Annotated in this window: 19 protein-coding genes and 1 tRNA gene; 10 read left to right on the top strand and 10 right to left on the bottom strand. The window is 64.3% G+C overall.

What is annotated here, in order from left to right; all coding sequences use genetic code 11:
* Positions 1-62 precede the first annotated feature (62 nt).
* The gene (locus ACP15I_RS16570; protein ID WP_424975935.1) at positions 63-698 is read left to right on the top strand and encodes an alpha-ketoglutarate-dependent dioxygenase AlkB family protein; all 636 of its coding nucleotides are present in this window, start codon (positions 63-65) and stop codon (positions 696-698) included.
* A gap of 10 nt (positions 699-708) precedes the next feature.
* On the opposite strand, the gene ACP15I_RS16565 is transcribed toward ACP15I_RS16570, so the two are convergent.
* Complete coding sequence (locus ACP15I_RS16565; RefSeq protein WP_424967203.1) at positions 709-1533, bottom strand: ABC transporter permease; 825 nt, start codon at positions 1531-1533, stop codon at positions 709-711.
* Positions 1534-1675: 142 nt separating this feature from the next.
* Here ACP15I_RS16565 and cysQ point away from each other — a divergent pair, with 142 nt between their 5' ends.
* From cysQ to ACP15I_RS16525, 8 genes are all read left to right on the top strand, one after another.
* A complete protein-coding gene (gene cysQ / locus ACP15I_RS16560; RefSeq protein WP_424975934.1) occupies positions 1676-2473 on the top strand; it encodes a 3'(2'),5'-bisphosphate nucleotidase CysQ in 798 nt (265 codons plus the stop codon).
* Entirely contained in the window at positions 2473-3273 is an 801-nt protein-coding gene (locus tag ACP15I_RS16555) for a 3-deoxy-manno-octulosonate cytidylyltransferase (RefSeq protein WP_424967201.1), read from the top strand. Before cysQ ends, ACP15I_RS16555 begins: the two co-directional genes overlap by 1 nt.
* Entirely contained in the window at positions 3270-4550 is a 1281-nt protein-coding gene (locus tag ACP15I_RS16550; RefSeq protein ID WP_424975933.1) for a glycosyltransferase family 2 protein, read from the top strand. The genes ACP15I_RS16555 and ACP15I_RS16550 overlap by 4 nt, the downstream gene beginning before the upstream one ends.
* Positions 4551-4666: 116 nt before the next feature.
* A complete protein-coding gene (galU, locus tag ACP15I_RS16545; RefSeq protein ID WP_424975932.1) occupies positions 4667-5560 on the top strand; it encodes a UTP--glucose-1-phosphate uridylyltransferase GalU in 894 nt (297 codons plus the stop codon).
* A 69-nt stretch (positions 5561-5629) separates the two neighbouring features.
* The gene (locus ACP15I_RS16540; RefSeq protein ID WP_424975931.1) at positions 5630-6817 is read left to right on the top strand and encodes a glycosyltransferase family 4 protein; all 1188 of its coding nucleotides are present in this window, start codon (positions 5630-5632) and stop codon (positions 6815-6817) included.
* A gap of 79 nt (positions 6818-6896) precedes the next feature.
* On the top strand, positions 6897-7913 hold the full coding sequence (locus ACP15I_RS16535) for a glycosyltransferase family 2 protein (protein WP_424975930.1): 1017 nt from the start codon (positions 6897-6899) through the stop codon (positions 7911-7913).
* Positions 7910-9619: a beta-1,6-N-acetylglucosaminyltransferase gene (locus tag ACP15I_RS16530; protein ID WP_424975929.1), complete on the top strand. Its 1710-nt coding sequence runs from the start codon at positions 7910-7912 to the stop codon at positions 9617-9619. The genes ACP15I_RS16535 and ACP15I_RS16530 overlap by 4 nt, the downstream gene beginning before the upstream one ends.
* Positions 9620-9623: 4 nt before the next feature.
* A complete protein-coding gene (locus ACP15I_RS16525) occupies positions 9624-11051 on the top strand; it encodes a sulfotransferase domain-containing protein (RefSeq protein ID WP_424975928.1) in 1428 nt (475 codons plus the stop codon).
* Positions 11052-11060: 9 nt separating this feature from the next.
* On the opposite strand, the gene ACP15I_RS16520 is transcribed toward ACP15I_RS16525, so the two are convergent.
* From ACP15I_RS16520 to ACP15I_RS16480, 9 genes are all read right to left on the bottom strand, one after another.
* Positions 11061-11525: a PTS sugar transporter subunit IIA gene (locus ACP15I_RS16520; protein ID WP_424967228.1), complete on the bottom strand. Its 465-nt coding sequence runs from the start codon at positions 11523-11525 to the stop codon at positions 11061-11063.
* A 38-nt stretch (positions 11526-11563) separates the two neighbouring features.
* On the bottom strand, positions 11564-12139 hold the full coding sequence (gene hpf / locus ACP15I_RS16515; protein WP_424967194.1) for a ribosome hibernation-promoting factor, HPF/YfiA family: 576 nt from the start codon (positions 12137-12139) through the stop codon (positions 11564-11566).
* 86 nt (positions 12140-12225) lie between these two features.
* A complete protein-coding gene (locus tag ACP15I_RS16510) occupies positions 12226-13542 on the bottom strand; it encodes an RNA polymerase factor sigma-54 (RefSeq protein ID WP_424975927.1) in 1317 nt (438 codons plus the stop codon).
* Positions 13543-13549: 7 nt separating this feature from the next.
* Positions 13550-14308 carry an LPS export ABC transporter ATP-binding protein gene (gene lptB, locus ACP15I_RS16505; protein WP_424975926.1) on the bottom strand — a complete coding sequence of 253 codons (759 nt, stop codon included), beginning with the start codon at positions 14306-14308 and terminating at the stop codon, positions 13550-13552.
* Positions 14305-14814, bottom strand: a complete 510-nt coding sequence (locus ACP15I_RS16500; protein ID WP_424975925.1) for an LptA/OstA family protein — start codon at positions 14812-14814, stop codon at positions 14305-14307. Before ACP15I_RS16500 ends, lptB begins: the two co-directional genes overlap by 4 nt.
* A 13-nt stretch (positions 14815-14827) precedes the next feature.
* Complete coding sequence (locus ACP15I_RS16495; protein WP_424967190.1) at positions 14828-15430, bottom strand: hypothetical protein; 603 nt, start codon at positions 15428-15430, stop codon at positions 14828-14830.
* A 3-nt stretch (positions 15431-15433) separates the two neighbouring features.
* Positions 15434-16396: a KpsF/GutQ family sugar-phosphate isomerase gene (locus tag ACP15I_RS16490; RefSeq protein WP_424975924.1), complete on the bottom strand. Its 963-nt coding sequence runs from the start codon at positions 16394-16396 to the stop codon at positions 15434-15436.
* Between the two features lie 11 nt (positions 16397-16407).
* Positions 16408-17019 carry a ribonuclease D gene (locus ACP15I_RS16485; protein WP_424975923.1) on the bottom strand — a complete coding sequence of 204 codons (612 nt, stop codon included), beginning with the start codon at positions 17017-17019 and terminating at the stop codon, positions 16408-16410.
* A 73-nt stretch (positions 17020-17092) separates the two neighbouring features.
* A tRNA-Leu gene (locus tag ACP15I_RS16480) sits at positions 17093-17179 on the bottom strand.
* 171 nt (positions 17180-17350) lie between these two features.
* Here ACP15I_RS16480 and ACP15I_RS16475 point away from each other — a divergent pair.
* Complete coding sequence (locus ACP15I_RS16475) at positions 17351-18334, top strand: complex I NDUFA9 subunit family protein (RefSeq protein ID WP_424975922.1); 984 nt, start codon at positions 17351-17353, stop codon at positions 18332-18334.
* Positions 18335-18374 lie beyond the last annotated feature (40 nt).

The raw sequence follows: 18374 nt of genomic DNA, 5'->3' as shown, positions 1-18374 counted from the left end.
GGCGTATATAAGGAGGGGGTTGGACCCCTGCAAGCGTCCCGGCGATATCTGGAGGGTTTGAAATGGACAAATCGCGGCAAGATGTCCGGATCCCGGCCCCGGACCTGTGGTTGCGGGGGGTCGCGATCCATTCCGGCTTGCTCGACCGGGCCGCGCAGGAGGCGATGGTGGCCGACCTGCGGGCGGTGGCGCGGGTCGTGCCGTTCCAGCGGATGGTCACACCCTCGGGGCGGCGGATGTCCGTGCGGATGACCGCCGCGGGGCAGTTCGGCTGGGTGTCGGACCGGCAGGGCTATCGCTATGCGCCGACCCATCTGAACGGGACGCCCTGGCCCGCGATTCCCCCCAGCATCCTGTCGGTCTGGGAGGCGGTGTCCGGCAGTGCCCGCACCCCGGAATGCTGTCTGATCAACTTCTACGACGCGGATGCGAAGATGGGGATGCATCAGGACAAGGACGAGGCGGACCCTTCGGAGCCGGTGGTGTCGATCTCGCTCGGGGATGCCGGGCGGTTCCGGGTCGGCTCCGTGACGAGGGGCGGGACGACGGAATCGCTCTGGCTCTCTTCGGGGGATGTGGCGGTGATGGGGGGCGCGGCGCGTCTGATCCATCACGGGGTCGATCGGATCAAGGCGGGCAGTTCGACGCTCCTGCCTGATGGCGGGCGGATCAACATCACCCTGCGCGTCGTGACCTGACCGCGCGGCGTTAGCGCGCGGCGCTCCAACTGATCGAGGCACGACGGCGGGTATAAAACTCCCCCATCAACCCGATCATCATGCAGCCGACCATGATCCAGAACGGGTATTCCAGATTGGTGTGCCGGGGCGTGTAGTTCAGAAACACGTAGCCGCGCATCTGATCGATCAGATGAAAGAGCGGGTTCCAGGCAAAGAGCGGCAGCATGAAGGCCGGCAGCGTGTTGGCCACGAACATCTTGCCGCTGGCAAACATGTTCACCCGGCTGAAGATGGTCTGGATCATCTTCGTGCCGTTCGGGGCCCAGGGCTTGGCGGCCAAAAATACCATGCCGAGCGCCGCCCCACCGGTCCAGGCCAGCAGCATGACCTTGGCCGCGCCGCCGGGATCGTGGATGGCCACGTTATGGGTCACGAGCTGATACCCGGTCAGGATCACCAGCACCGACATCGATTGAATATAGAGACTGCTCAGCGCCGCCGCGCCGATCGCCACCATGGTGTTCATCGTCGGATGTTTCATCATGGGCGAGGCCGGACCTTCGGAGCTGAACACCGCCCCCATGGTCTTGGTAAAGGTCATGAACAGGAACACCCCGCTCAGGACATACATCATGAAATCCCCGCGCAGCCCCGCGCCCCGCACGCCCATCAACTGAAAGATCACGTAGAAGGCGACGACAAAGACGATCGTCTGGAACAGGTTGATGAACAGGCTCACCAGCGCGTTGCCATGGGTCTTGCGCACCGAGCGCACGGTCGCATGATAAATCAGCGACAGCGTTCGGAACGCGGTCGCAAAGGGGCTGGAGGATCTTTCTTCGACGCGAAACACGACAGGACGACCGTTTCTTTGGAGTGACACCTTGTCCGACAGAACAACACAATGGTTGCGGATCATTTAACCGGGAAGCATAGAAAATTCAGATCAATGGGCAACCGCGCGCATGCACCCGGGTGAGCCACAGGAGAGTATCATGGATTTTGACACAGTTATTCCCGTTCTACGCAAGCTGTCGCTGGAGGCGGGCGATGCCATCATGGAGATCTATGGCTCCGATGACTTCGATGTGCGCGCCAAGTCCGATGACAGCCCGGTTACCGCGGCCGATGAGGCGGCGGATGCGCTGATCTCGGCGGGGCTCAAGGCGGCCTTTCCCGACATCCTGACGGTGACCGAAGAACAGGCGGCGTCCCACAGCCAGACGGCCGGGTCCTTTTTCATCGTCGATCCGCTGGATGGCACGAAGGAATTCGTCCATCGCCGCGGGGATTTCACGGTCAATATCGCCTATGTCGAGAATGGCACGCCCGTGCGCGGGGTGGTCTATGCCCCAGCCAAGGAACGGCTCTTTTACACCCTGGCCGATGGCCGGACGGTTGAAGAGACCGGGCCCTTTGACAAGGACCAGCCGGGCGAGATCACGCCGCTCTCGGTCAGCACGCCGGACAATGCCGCGCTGATGGTCGTGGCCTCGAAGTCCCACCGGGATCAGGCGACCGACGATTATATCGGCCAATATGGCGTGCGGGACATGACCTCGGCGGGCTCTTCGCTGAAATTCTGCCTCGTGGCGACCGGGGAGGCGGATCTCTATCCCCGTCTGGGCCGCACCATGGAATGGGACACCGCCGCTGGCCATGCGGTGCTGCTCGGCGCGGGCGGGCAGGTCGTGCGGTTCGATGATCACACGCCGCTGAGCTATGGCAAGGAGGGGTACGCCAACCCGTTCTTCATCGCCTATGCCCCGGGCGTCGACCTCAAGAGCGCCTGATGTCGGTTCTGGTCGTCATCCCCGCGCGCTATCCGTCGGTCCGTTACCCGGGCAAGCCGCTGGTCGAGCTGCGCGGGGCCACCGGCGTGTCGCGCTCGCTGATCCGGCGCAGCTGGGATGCCGCCCAAGCGGCCGAGGGCGTGGACCGGGTCGTGATCGCGACCGATGACACCCGTATTCAGGAACATGCGGAGGCGTTTGGCGCCGAGGTCGTGATGACCTCCGATCAATGCCGCAACGGGACCGAGCGCTGTGCCGAGGCCATCGCCCGCATGAACATCAGCCCCGAGATCGTGGTCAACCTGCAAGGCGATGCGCCCCTGACCCCGGCGTGGTTCGTGGCGGATCTGGTCGAGGGGCTGCGCGCGGCGCCGGATGCCTCGCTGGCGACGCCCGTGCTGCGCTGCGACGGCGCGGCCCTGTCGGGCTTTCTTGAGGATCGCCGCGCGGGACGCGTGGGTGGCACGACCGCGGTCTTCGATCGCAACAATCATGGGCTCTACTTCTCCAAAGAGGTGGTGCCCTATACCACGACGGACTACCCGGCCGATGATCCGACCCCGGTCTTCCACCATGTGGGGCTCTATGCCTACCGACCCGATGCGCTGACCGCCTATGGCACCTGGCCGGTCGGTCCGCTCGAGACCCTCGAGGGGCTGGAACAGCTCCGCTTCCTCGAGAATGGCCATACGGTGCTCTGCGTAGAGGTCGAGGGTCGGGGCCGGGCGTTCTGGGAGCTCAACAACCCCGAGGATGTGCCGCGCATCGAGGCGATGCTGGCCCAGATGGGGCAAGAGTGATCCCCGAAGCCAGCGTCGTTATCGTCAGCCGGGGGCGGGGTCCGCAACTCGCCCGATGTCTGCAGGCGCTGTCCTTTCAGACCTGTCCTGCCTTCGAGGTGATCGTCGTCGGCGACACGGCCGCGCGTCGGGCGGTCGCCGATGGGCCGGGTGCGCCTGCGGTCACCTATGTGCCCTTTGCCGAAGCCAATGTCTCGGCGGCGCGCAATGCGGGGATCGCTCTGGCGCGCGCGCCTTACGTGGCCTTTCTCGACGATGACGCAGTGGCTGAGCCTTGCTGGCTGGAACAGTTGCTGAAGGCGTTGCGCGTGCCGGGTGTGGTGCTCGCGGCGGGGTATGTGCGCGGTCCGGATGGGGTCCGGTTCCAGTGGCAGGGCGAATGGCTCACGGCGGAGGGAACCTCCCATCCGATGACGCCCTGGCCCGAGGAGATCGCCATCATCGCGCCCCGATCCGGTCGGGTGCCCGGGGCTATGGGTACGAATTTCGCCGTGCTGCGGCAGGCGGTGCGGCGCATGGGCGGGTTCGATCCGCGCCTGCGCTACTTCCTCGACGAGAGCGATCTGGTCTGGCGCTTGGTGCAGGGGGACGGTCAGGTTGCCTATGCCCCGCAGGCGCAGGTGATCCATGCGTTGGCCCCGGGCCCCTACCGTCAGCAGGACCGCACGCCGCGAGATCTCTTCGAGATTGGCCGCTCGGCTGCGATCTTTGCCCAGACCCATGCGTCTCATGGGCCTGCGGCGGCTGTGCGGACCCATCGCAAGGTCCAGCAGACCCGACTTTTGAAGCGCATGGTGTCCGGGCGATTCTATCCCGACGAGGTCTGGCGCCTGCTGCGCAGCTTCGACCGGGGCGCGGCCGAAGGGCTGGCGCTTACAGAAGGTCAGGCAGGCCCAAAAAAGATGCAGGATCTGAACGCGGCGCCTGAGCATAAACCCGCCACCCGGCTGTTCAAGGCGCGTCGCAAAACCGATCCGAACCTGAACCCGCTCTGGACCACCTCCCCCCGATTTGAGATGCCGGGCGCCTTCGCACGTGCAGCAAAACAAGCGGAGAAAGGGCGTGTCGTCACGCTGGTTACCTCGGCCAACCGGCGCGCCCCAGCCCGTGTCGTTTTCCGCGCGCCGGGGGTGTGGATCCACGAGTTGCCCGATTCTATCTGGCAATCAGCAAGTTCTCGCCGCATTTCCGACGGAGTTTACAAAGACTACATGGGAATACGTATAAAGGACGCACCAACGTCCAAGGACGATGGCACAGAGTTGGACACGGATTAGAAATGCTGCAGTGCGACAACAGATCCACCGAGATTGGTGATGAAAGCCTGTTGTTTCTCTCCCGAGCCGTAGAAACTCTGCTATGCTGAAGACAATGATTTATGTAGGGTCCGATAATGTCTCGAAGTGTTAAAACCGCCGTTTTCCCCGTCGCCGGCATGGGGACTCGTTTTCTTCCAGCGACAAAGTCGGTTCCGAAAGAGATCATGACCCTCGTGGATCGTCCGTTGGTGCAATACGCCATCGACGAGGCGCGCGCCGCCGGGATCGAGGAATTCATCTTTGTGACCTCGCGCGGCAAGAGCGCGCTTGAGGACTATTTCGATGCCGCCCCCCAGCTGGAACAGACGCTCGAGGACAAGGGCAAGACCGAACTGCTCGAGACCCTGCGCGGCACCAATATGGACAGCGGCGCGATTGCCTATGTGCGTCAGACCCGTGCCCTGGGCCTTGGCCACGCGGTCTGGTGCGCCCGCCGTCTTCTGGGCAATGAACCCTTTGCCGTTATCCTGCCCGATGATGTGATCGCCGCTGAAAAGCCCTGCCTCGCGCAGATGGTCGAAGCCTATCAGGAAACCGGCGGCAACATGGTTGCGACCATGGAAGTGCCCATGAGCAAAGCCTCCGCCTATGGCATCGTCGATGTCAAAGAGGATATGGGGTCCATCGTCCAGGTCAAAGGCATGGTCGAAAAGCCCAAGGCCGAAGAGGCTCCGTCGAACCTTGCTGTGATCGGGCGCTACATTCTCAGCCCCGATGTCCTCGATAATCTCGACAAGGGTCAGGTCGGAGCCGGGGGCGAGATCCAGCTTACCGATGCCATCGCCCATGAGATCACCGCCCATGACAATGTCTATGGCTTCCGCTTCGCCGGGCAGCGGTTCGATTGTGGGTCCAAGGCGGGCTTCCTGCAGGCCACGGTGTCCTTCGCGCTGGCCCGTCCGGATCTGGCCGATGAGCTGTCGGACTTCCTGCAGGAACTGGCCTTCTCCCGCAAAGCCGCCCAGTAAGCGGGCGGCCGTTTCGGAACCGCGCCGATCTTGAGCGGGCGTCCGGAGCCTCTTCCACGCCTTCTGGATGTGACACGACTGGTGTCCCGCGTGGGCACCGGACGGCTTTCCGGCGTCGACCGGGTCGAGGCGGCCTATCTGCGCCACGCGCTTGATCAGACGCCCGAGGCGTTCGGGCTCGTGCGGACCCATGCGGGCTATCTTCTGTTGGGCCAAGACGGTCTTGCCCGTCTGCGTCAGGGGGTCGAGGATTCGACCAAACCCTGGGACGCTCCGGATCTCCTCTCCCGTCTGGCGCGGCACCGGGCCACCCCGCGCGCGCGGGTCGAGACCAGTTTGCGCAAGCTGGCCTGCGGGAGATCGGTGCATTGGGGCCTTGCCCGGATGCTGCGCCGGGCTCTTCCCGAGGGGGCGCATTACCTCAATGTCGGCGAAACGAACCTGACGGACCGGGTGATTTCCGCGCTGCGTCGCCTGCCGCGCAGCCGGATCGAGGTGGTGCTCCATGACACGATCCCGCTCGATCTGCCCGAGATGGTGACCCCCGCCTCGCGTCGCCGCTTCGCAGCGCGGTTTGACCATCTGCGGCGGGATGTCGACCGGATCATCACCGCAACGGAGCAGGTGAAGGCTCAGGCCATGGCCCATCTCGGGGCGGATGGCACGCGGCCGGACTGGTGCGTTGCGCCCTTCGGGTTGGATCTTGCAGCGCCCGAAACCGGTGCAGCCGCGACGCAGGGCCTCTCCACCCCGTATTTCCTCGCGCTGGGCACGCTTGAGCCCCGCAAAAACCTCGAGCTGCTGCTGGAGACCTGGCGCCTTGCGGCGGCAGAGCTTGGTGCGGCGGTCCCGACCCTTGTCCTGTGCGGGGCGCGGGGATGGTTGCCGCCCGAAGCCTTCGCCGCGCTGGAGGCCAACCCGCTCTACGGGCGCAAGATTGTCGAGATTAACGGTGCCTCGGATAGCCATGTCGCCGGCCTGATGTCCGGGGCCCAAGCACTGCTCTTTCCCACCCGCGCCGAGGGCTTCGGTTTTCCCGCGCTGGAGGCGGCGGCGCGAGGCGTTCCGGTGATCTGCAGCGACCTGCCGGTCTTTCGCGAAACGCTCGGAACCTTGCCCGTTTACCTCTCCCCCGACGATAGTTACGCTTGGTTATCAATAATTAAGCAAGCCGGTGCAAAACCGGAGCATAGGGAACGTCCCGATCTGACGGAGCGGTTCACATGGGAGAGACATTTCGCGCAGGTGTTCGGCTAGCTGCCGACCCGTGGCCGGGGGCCGTCCCCGCGCCTGTGCTGCTGTCTGCCCCATTGTTCCGGGCCGGGGGATCTGCCCAATGAAATGGGTCGAGCGATACCGCCTGCGCCTCAAGCGCAAGCGCCTGTTATGGCGCAGTTTTCGCCGACGGCGCCAGTTGACACCGGCCTCGGACCGAACGGGTCAGATCGCGCGTCAGGATATCCTCGCCTTCGTCACCCTGCGGAATGAGCGGATCCGTCTGCCCTTTTTCCTCGACTACTATCGCAAGCAGGGGGTCGATCATTTCCTGATTGTCGATAACGGGTCCGAGGATGGCTCGGCCGCCTATCTCGCAGCGCAGAAAGATGTCTCACTCTGGACCACGCCGCACAGCTATCGCCGGGCCCGGTTCGGGGTGGATTGGCTGACCTGGCTGCAAATGAAGTTCGGGCATGGCCATTGGTGCCTGACCGTCGATGTGGACGAGTTCCTGATCTACCCGTTCTGCGAGACACGCCCCCTTGCGGCGCTGACGGACTGGATGGATGCCTCGGGCCTGCGGGCGTTTCCGGCGATGTTGCTCGACCTCTATCCCAAGGGGCCACTCGACAGGGCGGTCTATGCGGAAGGCCAGAACCCGATGGAGCTGGCCTGCTGGTTCGACAGCGGCAATTACACGATCACCCGCAATCCCGAGCTCGGGAACCTCTGGATCCAGGGCGGACCACGGGCCCGGGCGTTCTTTGCAGACCGGCCCGAGGCAGCGCCCGCACTGAACAAGACCCCGCTGATCAAGTGGGACCGCAGCTACGCCTATGTGGACAGCACCCATATGGTCCTGCCGCGCGGGCTGAACAATGTCTATGAAACCGGTGGGGGCGAGCGGATCTCGGGCTGCCTGCTGCATACCAAGTTCCTCGATACCTTCATCGAGAAATCCGAGGAGGAGATCGTCCGGCAGGAGCATTATGCCCGGGGGCGCGAGTACAAGGCCTATGCCGAGACGCTGGAGGCCTCGGGTCCACCGTCGCTCTGGACCGAGATGTCCGAGCGCTATGTGTCCTGGCGCCAGCTGGAGATCCTCGGCCTGCTGTCCAAGGGGAGCTGGGCATGACCGGCGGGGTGTCTCCGGGGTTTGTCATGCTCGCCCATACCGAGCTTGGGCGCGTGGCCGAGCTTGCGCGGTATCTCGACCATTTCAAATGTCCGGTGGTGATCCATGTGGACCGCAAGACCTGCGCCAAGGCCTATGCCGGTCTGCGGGCGGATCTTGCGGATCTGACGCGGGTGCAGCTTATCCGGCAGCATGATTGCGGCTGGGGCCGTTGGTCCATGGTGCAGGCCACGGAAAGCGCGGCTGAGATCCTTCTCGAGAGCCATCCCGAGGTCACCCATGTGGCGTTGATCAGCGGCGATTGCCTGCCCTTGCGCCCGCTGGACCGGCTCATCGCGTTTCTCGGGGCGAATCCCGACACGGATTTCATCGAATCCGTCACGGTTTCGGACGTGCCCTGGACTATCGGCGGGTTGCAGAATGAACGGTTCACCCTGCGCTTTCCGTTCTCCTGGCGCAGTCAGCGCAAACTCTTTGACCGCTATGTGGATCTGCAGCGCAAGCTGGGCGTCAAGCGGCGGATCCCCGACGGGATCGAGCCGCATCTCGGCTCGCAATGGTGGTGTCTGACGCGCCGCAGCCTCGAGGCGATCCTCGGTGATCCGCGCCGCAGGGAGTTCGACCGCTATTTCAAGCGCGTCTGGATCCCCGACGAATCCTACTTCCAGACCCTTGTCCGGCGCGTTTCCACCCGGATCGAGAGCCGGTCCCTGATGCTGTCGAAATTCGACACGCAGGGGAAACCCTTTGTCTTTTATGACGATCACTTGGATCTGGTGGGGCAGTCGGACTGCTTTCTGCTGCGCAAGGTCTGGCCCCGGGCGGATCGGCTCTATGCCCAGTTGCTCGACCCCGATCAGGGCGCGCCCGAGCGTGGCCCGAGCAATCCGCACCGGATCGAGCAGGTCTTTGATGAGGCGATGGATCGGAACCGCGAGGGCCGTGCCGGGCTCTTCATGCAGAGCCGCTTTCCCAGTGACACCTGGCAGGCGGGCAAGACCGCCGCGCCCTATTTCGTGTTCCAGGGCTTTGACGAGGTGATCGCCGATTTCGCGCCCTGGCTGTCCAAACGCACCGGCGCGCGGGTGCATGGGCATCTCTTCGACTGGCGGGAAATTCCCTATGCGGAGGGTGCGAAAGGCTTCAACGGCGGCCTGTCGGACAGCGTGTCCTTGCGCGATTACAACCCGCAGAGCTTTCTGACCAACCTGATCTGGAACAGCCGGGGCGAACCCCAGTGTTTTCAGATCGCGCCCTATGACCGGCAGGACCTGAACACGTATATGATGTGGGATCCGAACGCCCATATCTCGGTCGTCACCGGCGCATGGGCGCTGAAGCTCTTTCGCGACGACCTGCCCTTTGAACAGGCCCGGCGCGAGGCCGCCTGGATGCAGAAGGTCGAGGATCACTTCCTCGGCCAGCTGCGCAACAAGAGCCTGCCGGCCACGGTGCGGGTGACCTCTCTGGCGGAGTTTGTCGCCGATCCCATGGTGCAGTTGCAGGATGTTCTCGACCAGATGACGCCCTTTACCCGGCGACGGATGGTCCATGCGCCCGAGCTGGTGGACCTGACCGGGTTCGGCGCGTTCCTGCAGGCGCTCAAGAATGCCGGGATGAAGCCCTATCTCACCGGGGATTTCCCGCTCGATACCAGCGATCTGACTGCTCCTGCCACGCCCGCGCGCCCCTATCTCGTGACCTGATCCGATGACCCAGCGCTTCGACTATTTCGTGATCTTCGCGGGCATGCGCACCGGCTCCAACTATCTGGAGCGGAACCTGAACGCCGCCCCGGATGTGCGCAGTTTCGGAGAGCTCTTCAATCCGTATTTCATCGCCCATGAGGGCCAGGAGGAGTATCTGGGCCTGTCCCTTGCCGATCGCGAGGCGGACCCGAACGCGCTTGTGACCCGGGTGCGTGCGGAGGCCACCGGCCTTGCCGGGTTCCGTCTCTTTCATGACCACGACCCGCGCATGCGGGCGCAGGCGCTGGCCGATCCCCGGGCGGCAAAGATCGTGCTGACGCGCAATCCGCTGGACAGCTTTGTCTCCTATCAGCGGGCGCTGGCGTCGAACCAATGGGTGCTCACCGATGCGAAAGGCCAGGTCGAGACCGATGCGATCCCCTTTGACCCCGAGGCGTTTGCTGCCTTCATGGGGCCCTATACCGCGTTTCTGACCGATATCCGTCAGGGGCTGGCGCGGGCGGGGCAGACGGCTTTGACCCTGCGCTACGAGGATCTGCAGGATCTCGACGTGATCAATGGGGCGCTGGCCTATCTCGGCTCGCGGCACAGGTTGCCCCGGCCCGAGCGGACGCTGAAGCGCCAGAACCCCGAACCGTTGGAGACCAAGGTCACCAATATGGAAGAACTGCGGGAAGCCGTGGCGGCGCTGGATCCCTTCGGGCTCGACCAAGTCCCGCCGCAACCCGTGGATCGTGGCCCGGCCGTGCGCAGCTACGTGGCCTGCCCGGGGACCGGGTTGCTCTATCTGCCGATGGAGGGGCCACAGCCCGATCCGGTGCTCGATTGGATGGCGGCGCTGGATGGCTGCGCGCCTGCGGATCTGATCACCGGGATGCGCCAGAAGGATCTGCGCGACTGGCGCGCGGCGCATCCCGACAGTCGCACCTTCACCTTGCTGCGGCACCCGCTGGCCCGGGCCTATACGGCCTTTGTCACCCGGATCCTGCCGAGTGACCTGCAATCCTATGCCGAGCTGCGCCACGGATTGATCGCGGCCTACAAGGTGCCTCTGCCGCCGCGCTATCCGGCGGAGGATCTGCCGCAACAGGCTCTGCAAAAGGCGTTTCGCGGGTTCCTGCGGTTCCTCAAGCCCAATCTCGCGGCGCAGACCAGCCTGCGGATCGACCCCTCATGGATGGCGCAAACGACGGTACTGCAGGGCATGGCGCAGGTCGCTCTGCCGGACCGCATCCTGCGGGACGGGCCGGGGCTTGCCGAGGATCTGCGTGCGCTGGCTGCCGAGCTTGGCCGCCCGGCACCAGATCAAGTGCCGCGGTTTGACACCAGCGGGCTGGACGCGATCCACGGGCCCGAGCTCGAAAAGCTCGCACGCACCGCCTATGCCCGCGACTTCGCGACCTTCGGATTTCAGGATTATCGGGGATAACCGCGCGGCTCAGGCCGCGCGGGTGCTCTCAACTTCGGTCAGGACCGTGTAGAGGGTCCCGCTGTCGCTATTGGCGCGCAGTTTGGCGCAGACGCCCGGGTCACGCAGGGTGCGCGATACCAGTGCCAACGCCTTGAGATGGGCAACGCCGCTGTCTTCGGGTGCGAAGAGACCAAAGATCAGGTCCACCGGCTGCCGATCGACGGAATCAAACGCCATGGGCTTTTCCAGACGGACAAAGACACCGACCACCCGGTCGATATCCTTGAGCCGCGCATGGGGCAGGGCAACACCATGCCCCACGCCCGTGGGTCCCAGAGCCTCACGTTCCTGAAGCGCGTCGACAGCATTGACCGGGCACACGCCATAGGCCGAGCAAACGATGTCGCTCAGGTCCTGCATAAGGCGTTTTTTGCTGCTCATATTCCCGAATACCTTCACGGCATCGGGGACCAGCAAATCTGACAGATCCATATCAAACGCTTTCATTCCCGCCAGGAGACCTGGTCGGTTTAACTATCCAACTTGGTATCAATCCAGCCGATATTGCCGTCCTCGCGGCGATACACGACGTTGATCCCTCCGTGTCCCTCGTTGCGAAACACCAGGACAGGCGCCTCCGCAAGCTCCATCTGCATCACCGCCTCCCCGACGGAGACAGATGGGATCGTCGTTTCCATTTCGGCAACGATGATCGGCTGAAGCGTCTCGGGCTCATGTTCCTCGGACACTTCGGCTGCGTCGAGGATATATGAAGCAGCGCCGGAAAGTGCAACGGGTTCCGTCCGCTCGCGGTGATGGTTCTTCAACCGGCGCTTGTATCGCCGAAGCTGCTTCTCCATCTTCTCGCTGCATTTGTCAAAGGCCGCATAGATATCACCGGCAGAGGCCTTGGCCTGGGCTGTCAGCCCTGTGGACAGATGAACCGTCGCTTCGCAAACGTGGTTATAGGCGTCCTTTGAGAACACGACATTCGCGTCGGTCGGGCGCTCAGCATATTTGCTGACGGCCTCCGAAAGCTCGGCCTTCACATGGCTCTGCAAGGCTTCGCCGATATCGATCTGTTTGCCGGTGATTTGGTAGCGCATGGTACCTCCCTGAATGCGCAAGCCGAATGGCACCTGTATTCAGGTGAGAAACCATGGGCTTACATGAAGTGGGATCATCCGGGTGGTCACACCCGGCCGCGCATCCGTGCCGCTGCCCTGAGGCGCTTGCGATCGTAGGATGACGGGATGTTCAAGCATCCCCTGTATTTGGCGACAGTTCGACGTGCGATGTCAACGCCTTCGTTTTTCAACTTATGGGCAATTTCCGTGTCCGTCAGGATCGCGTCTTCGGTTTCCCCGGCCACGAGGGCCGCAATCCTGGCCTGGGCGCCATAAGCGCTCACTGCATCTTGTGAGTCTGCGCCCAAAGTCGCTGAAAAGAACGCCGAAAGCGGCACAACCCCGCCGGGATGCGCGAGGGTCTTGTCTGCGACAGCACGCCCCACCGTTGTGGGGTGCAGCTTGAGCTCCTGCGCCAGTTGGGTGCGTGTCAGGGGCTTCATGGCGGCCCCGCCCTCACGAAAGAATCCGATCTGATAATCCCCGAGAAAGGCCACAATCCGCGTGAGAGTCGTCGTCCGATAGCTCAGCGCCCGGCGGAGTGCCTCGGCTTCGGTGCCATAACTGGCCAGTGCCGTATCTGATTCGAGCCGCGCAACGCTCAGAAGCTCTTCGTCGAGCTCCAGGGTCCGGGCGTTGCCGCGCAGCACCGTGATCTCAGGCGATGCGCCGTCCGGGAAGCGCAGCTCGACATCCGGCAGGCTCACCCGGGGGGCGGGCAAGGCGGCCTGCCCGGGATAGGGGGTCAATTTGGGCAGAGCCTCGGCAATTTCGGCCAGCGCGGTGGTGTCCAGACCCGTGGCGCGGGCGGCCTTGGCGATCTCACCGGCGGCGAGCCTGTCGAGAACCCGCGTTGCCGCCTGGGCCAGATCCGCCTCGAAGCCTAGTTCGATCAGTTGCAGTGACAGGCACTCCGCCAGCGACCGTGCGCCCACCCCCGCGGGCTCGCAGGCCTGCAGCGCCGCAAGGGCGGTCTCGATCCGGTCCGCGGGCAGCTGCACCTCCTGCGACAGATCCGCGAGGTCGACATCAAGATAACCGGTATCGCTGAGGGACCATGTCAGCACGAAGGCGATGTCCTGAATCTGTGGCTCCAGCGCCATAAGGCTCAGTTGCGCGCGCAGTCGCTCGCCCAGCGACCGCTCTGCCCCCGTGGTGTCGAGCGCCAGATCATAGGCCGATGGCCCGCCCGGCGCGGCCCCGCTGGCCTCGGATCTCGGGCGGCGCAGGGTCAGGATCGGGTTTTCGGCCGCCTGCGCCTCCAGATGCTCCTGAAGCGCGGTGCCGGACATGCGCAACACCGACAGGGTCGTGCGCATTTCAGGGGTGAGCGTGAGCCGCTGCTGCTGGCGGAGGGTCAGGCCATCGCGCTGCGCAGGCATCGGGGGCTCAGGTGACCGAGAAGGTGTTGCCGAGATAGACGCGCCGCACATTCTCGTCGCGGATCACCTCTTCACGGGTCCCGCTCATCAGGACGACGCCGTCATGGAGGATATAGGCCCGGTCCACGATCTCCAGCGTCTCGCGGACATTGTGGTCGGTGATCAGGACGCCGATCCCACGGGTCTTGAGCTGGGCGACCAGCGCGCGGATATCGCCCACGGCAATCGGATCGACCCCGGCAAAGGGCTCGTCCAGCAACAGGTATTTCGGATCCGCCGCGAGGCAGCGCGCGATTTCGACCCGCCGCCGTTCCCCGCCCGAGAGCGCCAGTGCCGAGGTGCGGCGCAGATGCTCGATATTGAACTCTGACAGAAGTTCCTCGAGCCGTTCCATCCGCTTGGTCCGGTCGCGCGTGTTCACCTCGAGGATCGCGCGGATATTGTCCTCCACGCTCATGCCGCGAAAGATCGACATTTCCTGCGGCAGGTAGCCGATCCCGAGCTTGGCCCGGCGGTACATGGGCAGCATCGTGGCATCCCGCCCGTCGATCGAGACGATCCCGGCCTCGGGCGTCAGCAGCCCTGCGATGGCGTAGAAACAGGTGGTCTTGCCCGAGCCGTTCGGACCCAGCAGGGCCACGGCCTCGCCGCGGGTGACCTCAAGGCTGACATCGCGGATCACCGGGCGGCGTTTGTAGCTCTTGCGCAGGTTGCGGATGTTCAACCCGACCGAGCCCTCGGTCACTTCGAACGCGGCGGGGCTCATTGCGGCTGCAGAACGGTGCGGACCCGCCCCTCCATCTGGCCGATGCCGGTGGTCAGATCGACCACGAGGGCATCGCCGGCGATCACGATCTGCCCCTGGCTCAGCAGGACATCGCCGCTCAGCCGGATCTCGTTGGCGCCGGGGGTGTAGATCGCGCGCTGGCTCTCGGCGGCGTCGGGGCCCGACACCATCAGGACATTCCCCTCGGCGCGCACTTCGCGGATTGCGCTCTGGCCTTCGGCGGCGGCCTCATCATAGCTGACCTGAACCTCGTCGGCCTCAAGCTTGAGCGCGCCCTGGGTGACACGCACATTGCCGGAAAACACGGCGCTGCCATCCTGCCGGTTCACGGCCAGCGCGTCCGCATCGATCTCGACCGGGGCAGAGCGGTCGACCCGCGCGGCCCCGAGCGAGATTTCCGTCCCCTGGGCGGCGGCCATGTTCCACAGCGCTGTCGCGGCGATCATCGCCCCTGCCAGTGCATTTCTTACCAAGACCAAACCCATGGAACCTCCAACGTCACTGGGGTGTGTATACCAGTTTCACACCTTGTGTGAACAGCAGCTGCGCCGCGCCGCTCTCGGGGTCGCGCCGATACTCGGCAGATCCGGCATTCAGGGTGATCCCCGGCCCCAGAACGATCACATCGCCCCGGCTTTGGGCGGTTTGCCCATCCAGACGGGCCTCGGCCCCTTCGGCGCTCAGGACAAAGCCATCCGTGCGGGACAGGCGCAGCCCGCCTTCGACGCGCACGGTGTCGGTGGCATTGTCGACGACGCCGCGCGCGGCGCGGATATCGACCTGCAAGCCGTCCAGGGCGAAGACCCGGCCCGAGATCTCGTTGGCCATGAACTGGTTGGGGTTGGTCAGTAGGGGGCGGGCACTTTCGGCGACAAGTTCAAGCTCGGAGCCATCGTCCAGCACGGTCTGATAGCGCGGCTGAAAGATCCGCTGCCCTTCGACGATCTCTTCGAGCTCGACCTCGGAGAACGGGATCTCCTGCTGGGTGTCGCCCGCGCCCGAGATCAGGAACAGGCTCGACATCAGGCCCAGCCCGGCCAGCGGCAGGATGATCTTGGCCGCCGAGACGAACTGCGAATAGCGGTTGTCGGCCCGGGGCATGACTCAGCCGATCCCGGCGCGCAGGCAGTCATGGATATGCAGGAACCCGGCGGGCACCCGCGGTCCCTCGGCGGGCACCACGAAGAGGCATGTGATCTTGCGATCGTTCATGATCGCCACCGCCTCTTCGGCCAGCGCCTCCGGCGCAATGGTCAGCGGATCGCTTGTCATGACATCGCCAGCCCGCAGCTCCAACAGGCCGGACATATGCCGCCGCAGGTCGCCATCGGTGATCACCCCGGCCAGCGCGCCCGCTCGGGTCACGCCGACAACGCCAAAACCCTTCTGGCTGATCTCCAACAGGGCGTCGCCCATCTCTGCGGTTTCGGCGATCAGCGGGAGCTCGTCATCGCGATGCATCAGATCGGCGACCTTCGAGAGCCGCGCGCCCAGCTTGCCTCCCGGATGGAAGTCACGGAAATTCTCGGGGCTGAACTGGCGGTGCTCCATCAGGGCCACGGCCAAGGCATCCCCGAGGGCCAGCGTCATGGTGGTCGATGTTGTGGGCACGATGCCCGTACCGCAGGCCTCGGGTGCCTTGGGCAGGACCAGCGCCACGTCAGACTGACGCAAAAGTGTGCTCTCGGGCTTGCTGGCCACTCCGATCAGCGGGATGCGGAAGCGCCGTGTATAGGCGACCAGATCCGCAAGCTCGGGCGTCTCGCCGGAATTCGACAGCACCAGAACCACGTCGCCCGCCGCCATCATGCCCAGATCGCCATGGCTCGCCTCAGCCGGGTGGACAAAATGCGCCGGGGTCCCGGTGGAGGCAAAGGTCGCCGCCATCTTGCGCGCGATATGCCCGGATTTGCCCATGCCCGAGACGATCACCCGTCCCCGGGCCTCAAGAATCGTCTCGACCGCGCGATCAAAGCTGTCATCGAGCCCGGCGGCCAGTTGCGCGAGGCCGTCGGCCTCGATGCCGATGACGCGTCGTGCGATCTCCTGGAACGACGTCTGTGCCATTGCGCGGCCTTTCAGTGGTGGAAGATGTCCATCTCGGACCAGCCGCCCAGATCGAGCTGTGCCCGGGTCGGCAGGAAGTCGAAACAGGCCTGTGCCAGCTCGGTCCGACCCTCGCGGGCGAGCATGCCGTCCAGCACCTCCTTGAGGCGATGAAGATAGAGCACGTCCGAGGCCGCGTATTCCACCTGCGCCTCGGTCAGGGTGGGCGCGCCCCAATCAGAGCTCTGCTGCGCCTTGGAGACATCCACCGCCAGCAACTCATGCAGCAGCGCCTTGAGCCCGTGGCGATCCGTATAGGTGCGTACAAGCTTGGAAGCGATCTTGGTGCAATAGATCGGCGTGGTAGTCACCCCAAAGGCCTTTTCCAGTGCCGCCACATCGAATCGCGCGAAATGAAAGAGTTTGGTCACCGCCGGGTCCGCCAGCATCCGGCAGAGATTCGGGGCCTCGGTCTGCCCTTGGGCGATCTTGACCACATGCGCGTTTCCGTCCCCGGAGGACAGCTGCACGACGCAGAGCCGGTCGCGCTGCGGCACAAGGCCCATGGTCTCGGTATCAATGGCCACAACCGGCCCCAGATCCAGCCCATCAGGCAAATCATTCATGTGCAGGTGATTGGTCATCTGACCCCCTTCTGTGATCGGTGTCTCGTCGCGAAAGGCGACATGACCCTGTCAATGCGGCACGGAAGGGGAATGGTGCCCAGGAGAGGACTCGAACCTCCACGTCCATACGGACACTAGCACCTGAAGCTAGCGCGTCTACCAATTCCGCCACCTGGGCAGGTGTCGTGAGGCGGTGAGTTACAGAGGCTTTGAGGGGGTGTCAACGGCCCGCAATCGCCTTTCCGAAGTTTTTCTGCTAGGTCGGTGACAAGGCCGCGACGACCTGCGCCTTGTCGGCCATTTTCCGCACCGCTAAACCCTTTGGGGACTCGGGATCAAGGAGCACCAGATGTCCAAACTCGTGACCATCTTTGGGGGATCCGGCTTTGTCGGCCGGTACATCGCTCGGCGCATGGCGCAGGAGGGCTGGCGCGTGCGCGTGGCTGTGCGCCGTCCGAATGAGGCGATCTTCGTGCGCTCCTATGGCGCGGTCGGTCAGGTCGAGCCGGTGCTGTGCAACATTCGTGACGACGCCTCGGTTCAGGCGGTGTTGCAGGGCGCGGATGCGGCGATCAATTGCGTGGGCATCCTGTCGGAGAGCGGCAAGAACACCTTTGGCCTCGTGCAGAGCCATGGCGCGGCCCGGGTGGCCAAGATGGCCGCCGCCGAAGGCATCACCAATTTCGTGCAAATCTCCGCCATCGGTGCCGATCCCGCGGCCAAAAGCGATTATGCCCGCACCAAGGGCGAGGGGGAGCAGGCCGTGCTTGCGGCGATCCCCACTGCCGTGATCCTGCGCCCCTCCATCGTGTTCGGGCCCGAGGACGAGTTCTTCAACCGCTTCGCCTCGATGTCGCGTCTGGGGCCGATCCTGCCCGTGGTCGGGGCCGAGACGAAGTTCCAGCCGGTCTATGTGGATGATGTGGCCAAGGCCGCCGTCAAGGCGGTGACCGGCGCGGCCGCACCCGGGATCTATGAGCTGGGTGGCCCGGATGTCAGCAGCTTCCGCGACTTGATGGGGCAGATGCTGAAGGTGATCAACCGCCGCCGTCTGGTGCTCAATGTGCCCTTCCCGATTGCGACCGTGATGGGCATGGGCTTTGACCTCTTGCAAAAGCTGACCCTTGGCGTGATCCATAACGGCATGATCACACGGGATCAGGTGCGCAATCTGGCCAATGACAATGTGGTCGCCGCGGACGCCAAGGGCTTTGACGAGTTGGGCATCGACCCCGTCGCGCTGGAGGCCGTGCTGCCGGACTACCTGTGGCGCTTCCGTCCCTCGGGCCAGTATGAAGAGCTCAAGCGGTCGGGTCGCAACCTGCGGACCTGAACCGACTTCTGTGCTGAACGCAAAAGGCCCGGCTCGCTCC

This window comes from Dinoroseobacter sp. S124A, assembly GCF_049801015.1.
Taxonomy (GTDB): domain Bacteria; phylum Pseudomonadota; class Alphaproteobacteria; order Rhodobacterales; family Rhodobacteraceae; genus Dinoroseobacter.
The sequence above is the reverse complement of the archived record's forward strand: the minus strand, read 5'-3'. Positions and strand labels throughout refer to the sequence as shown.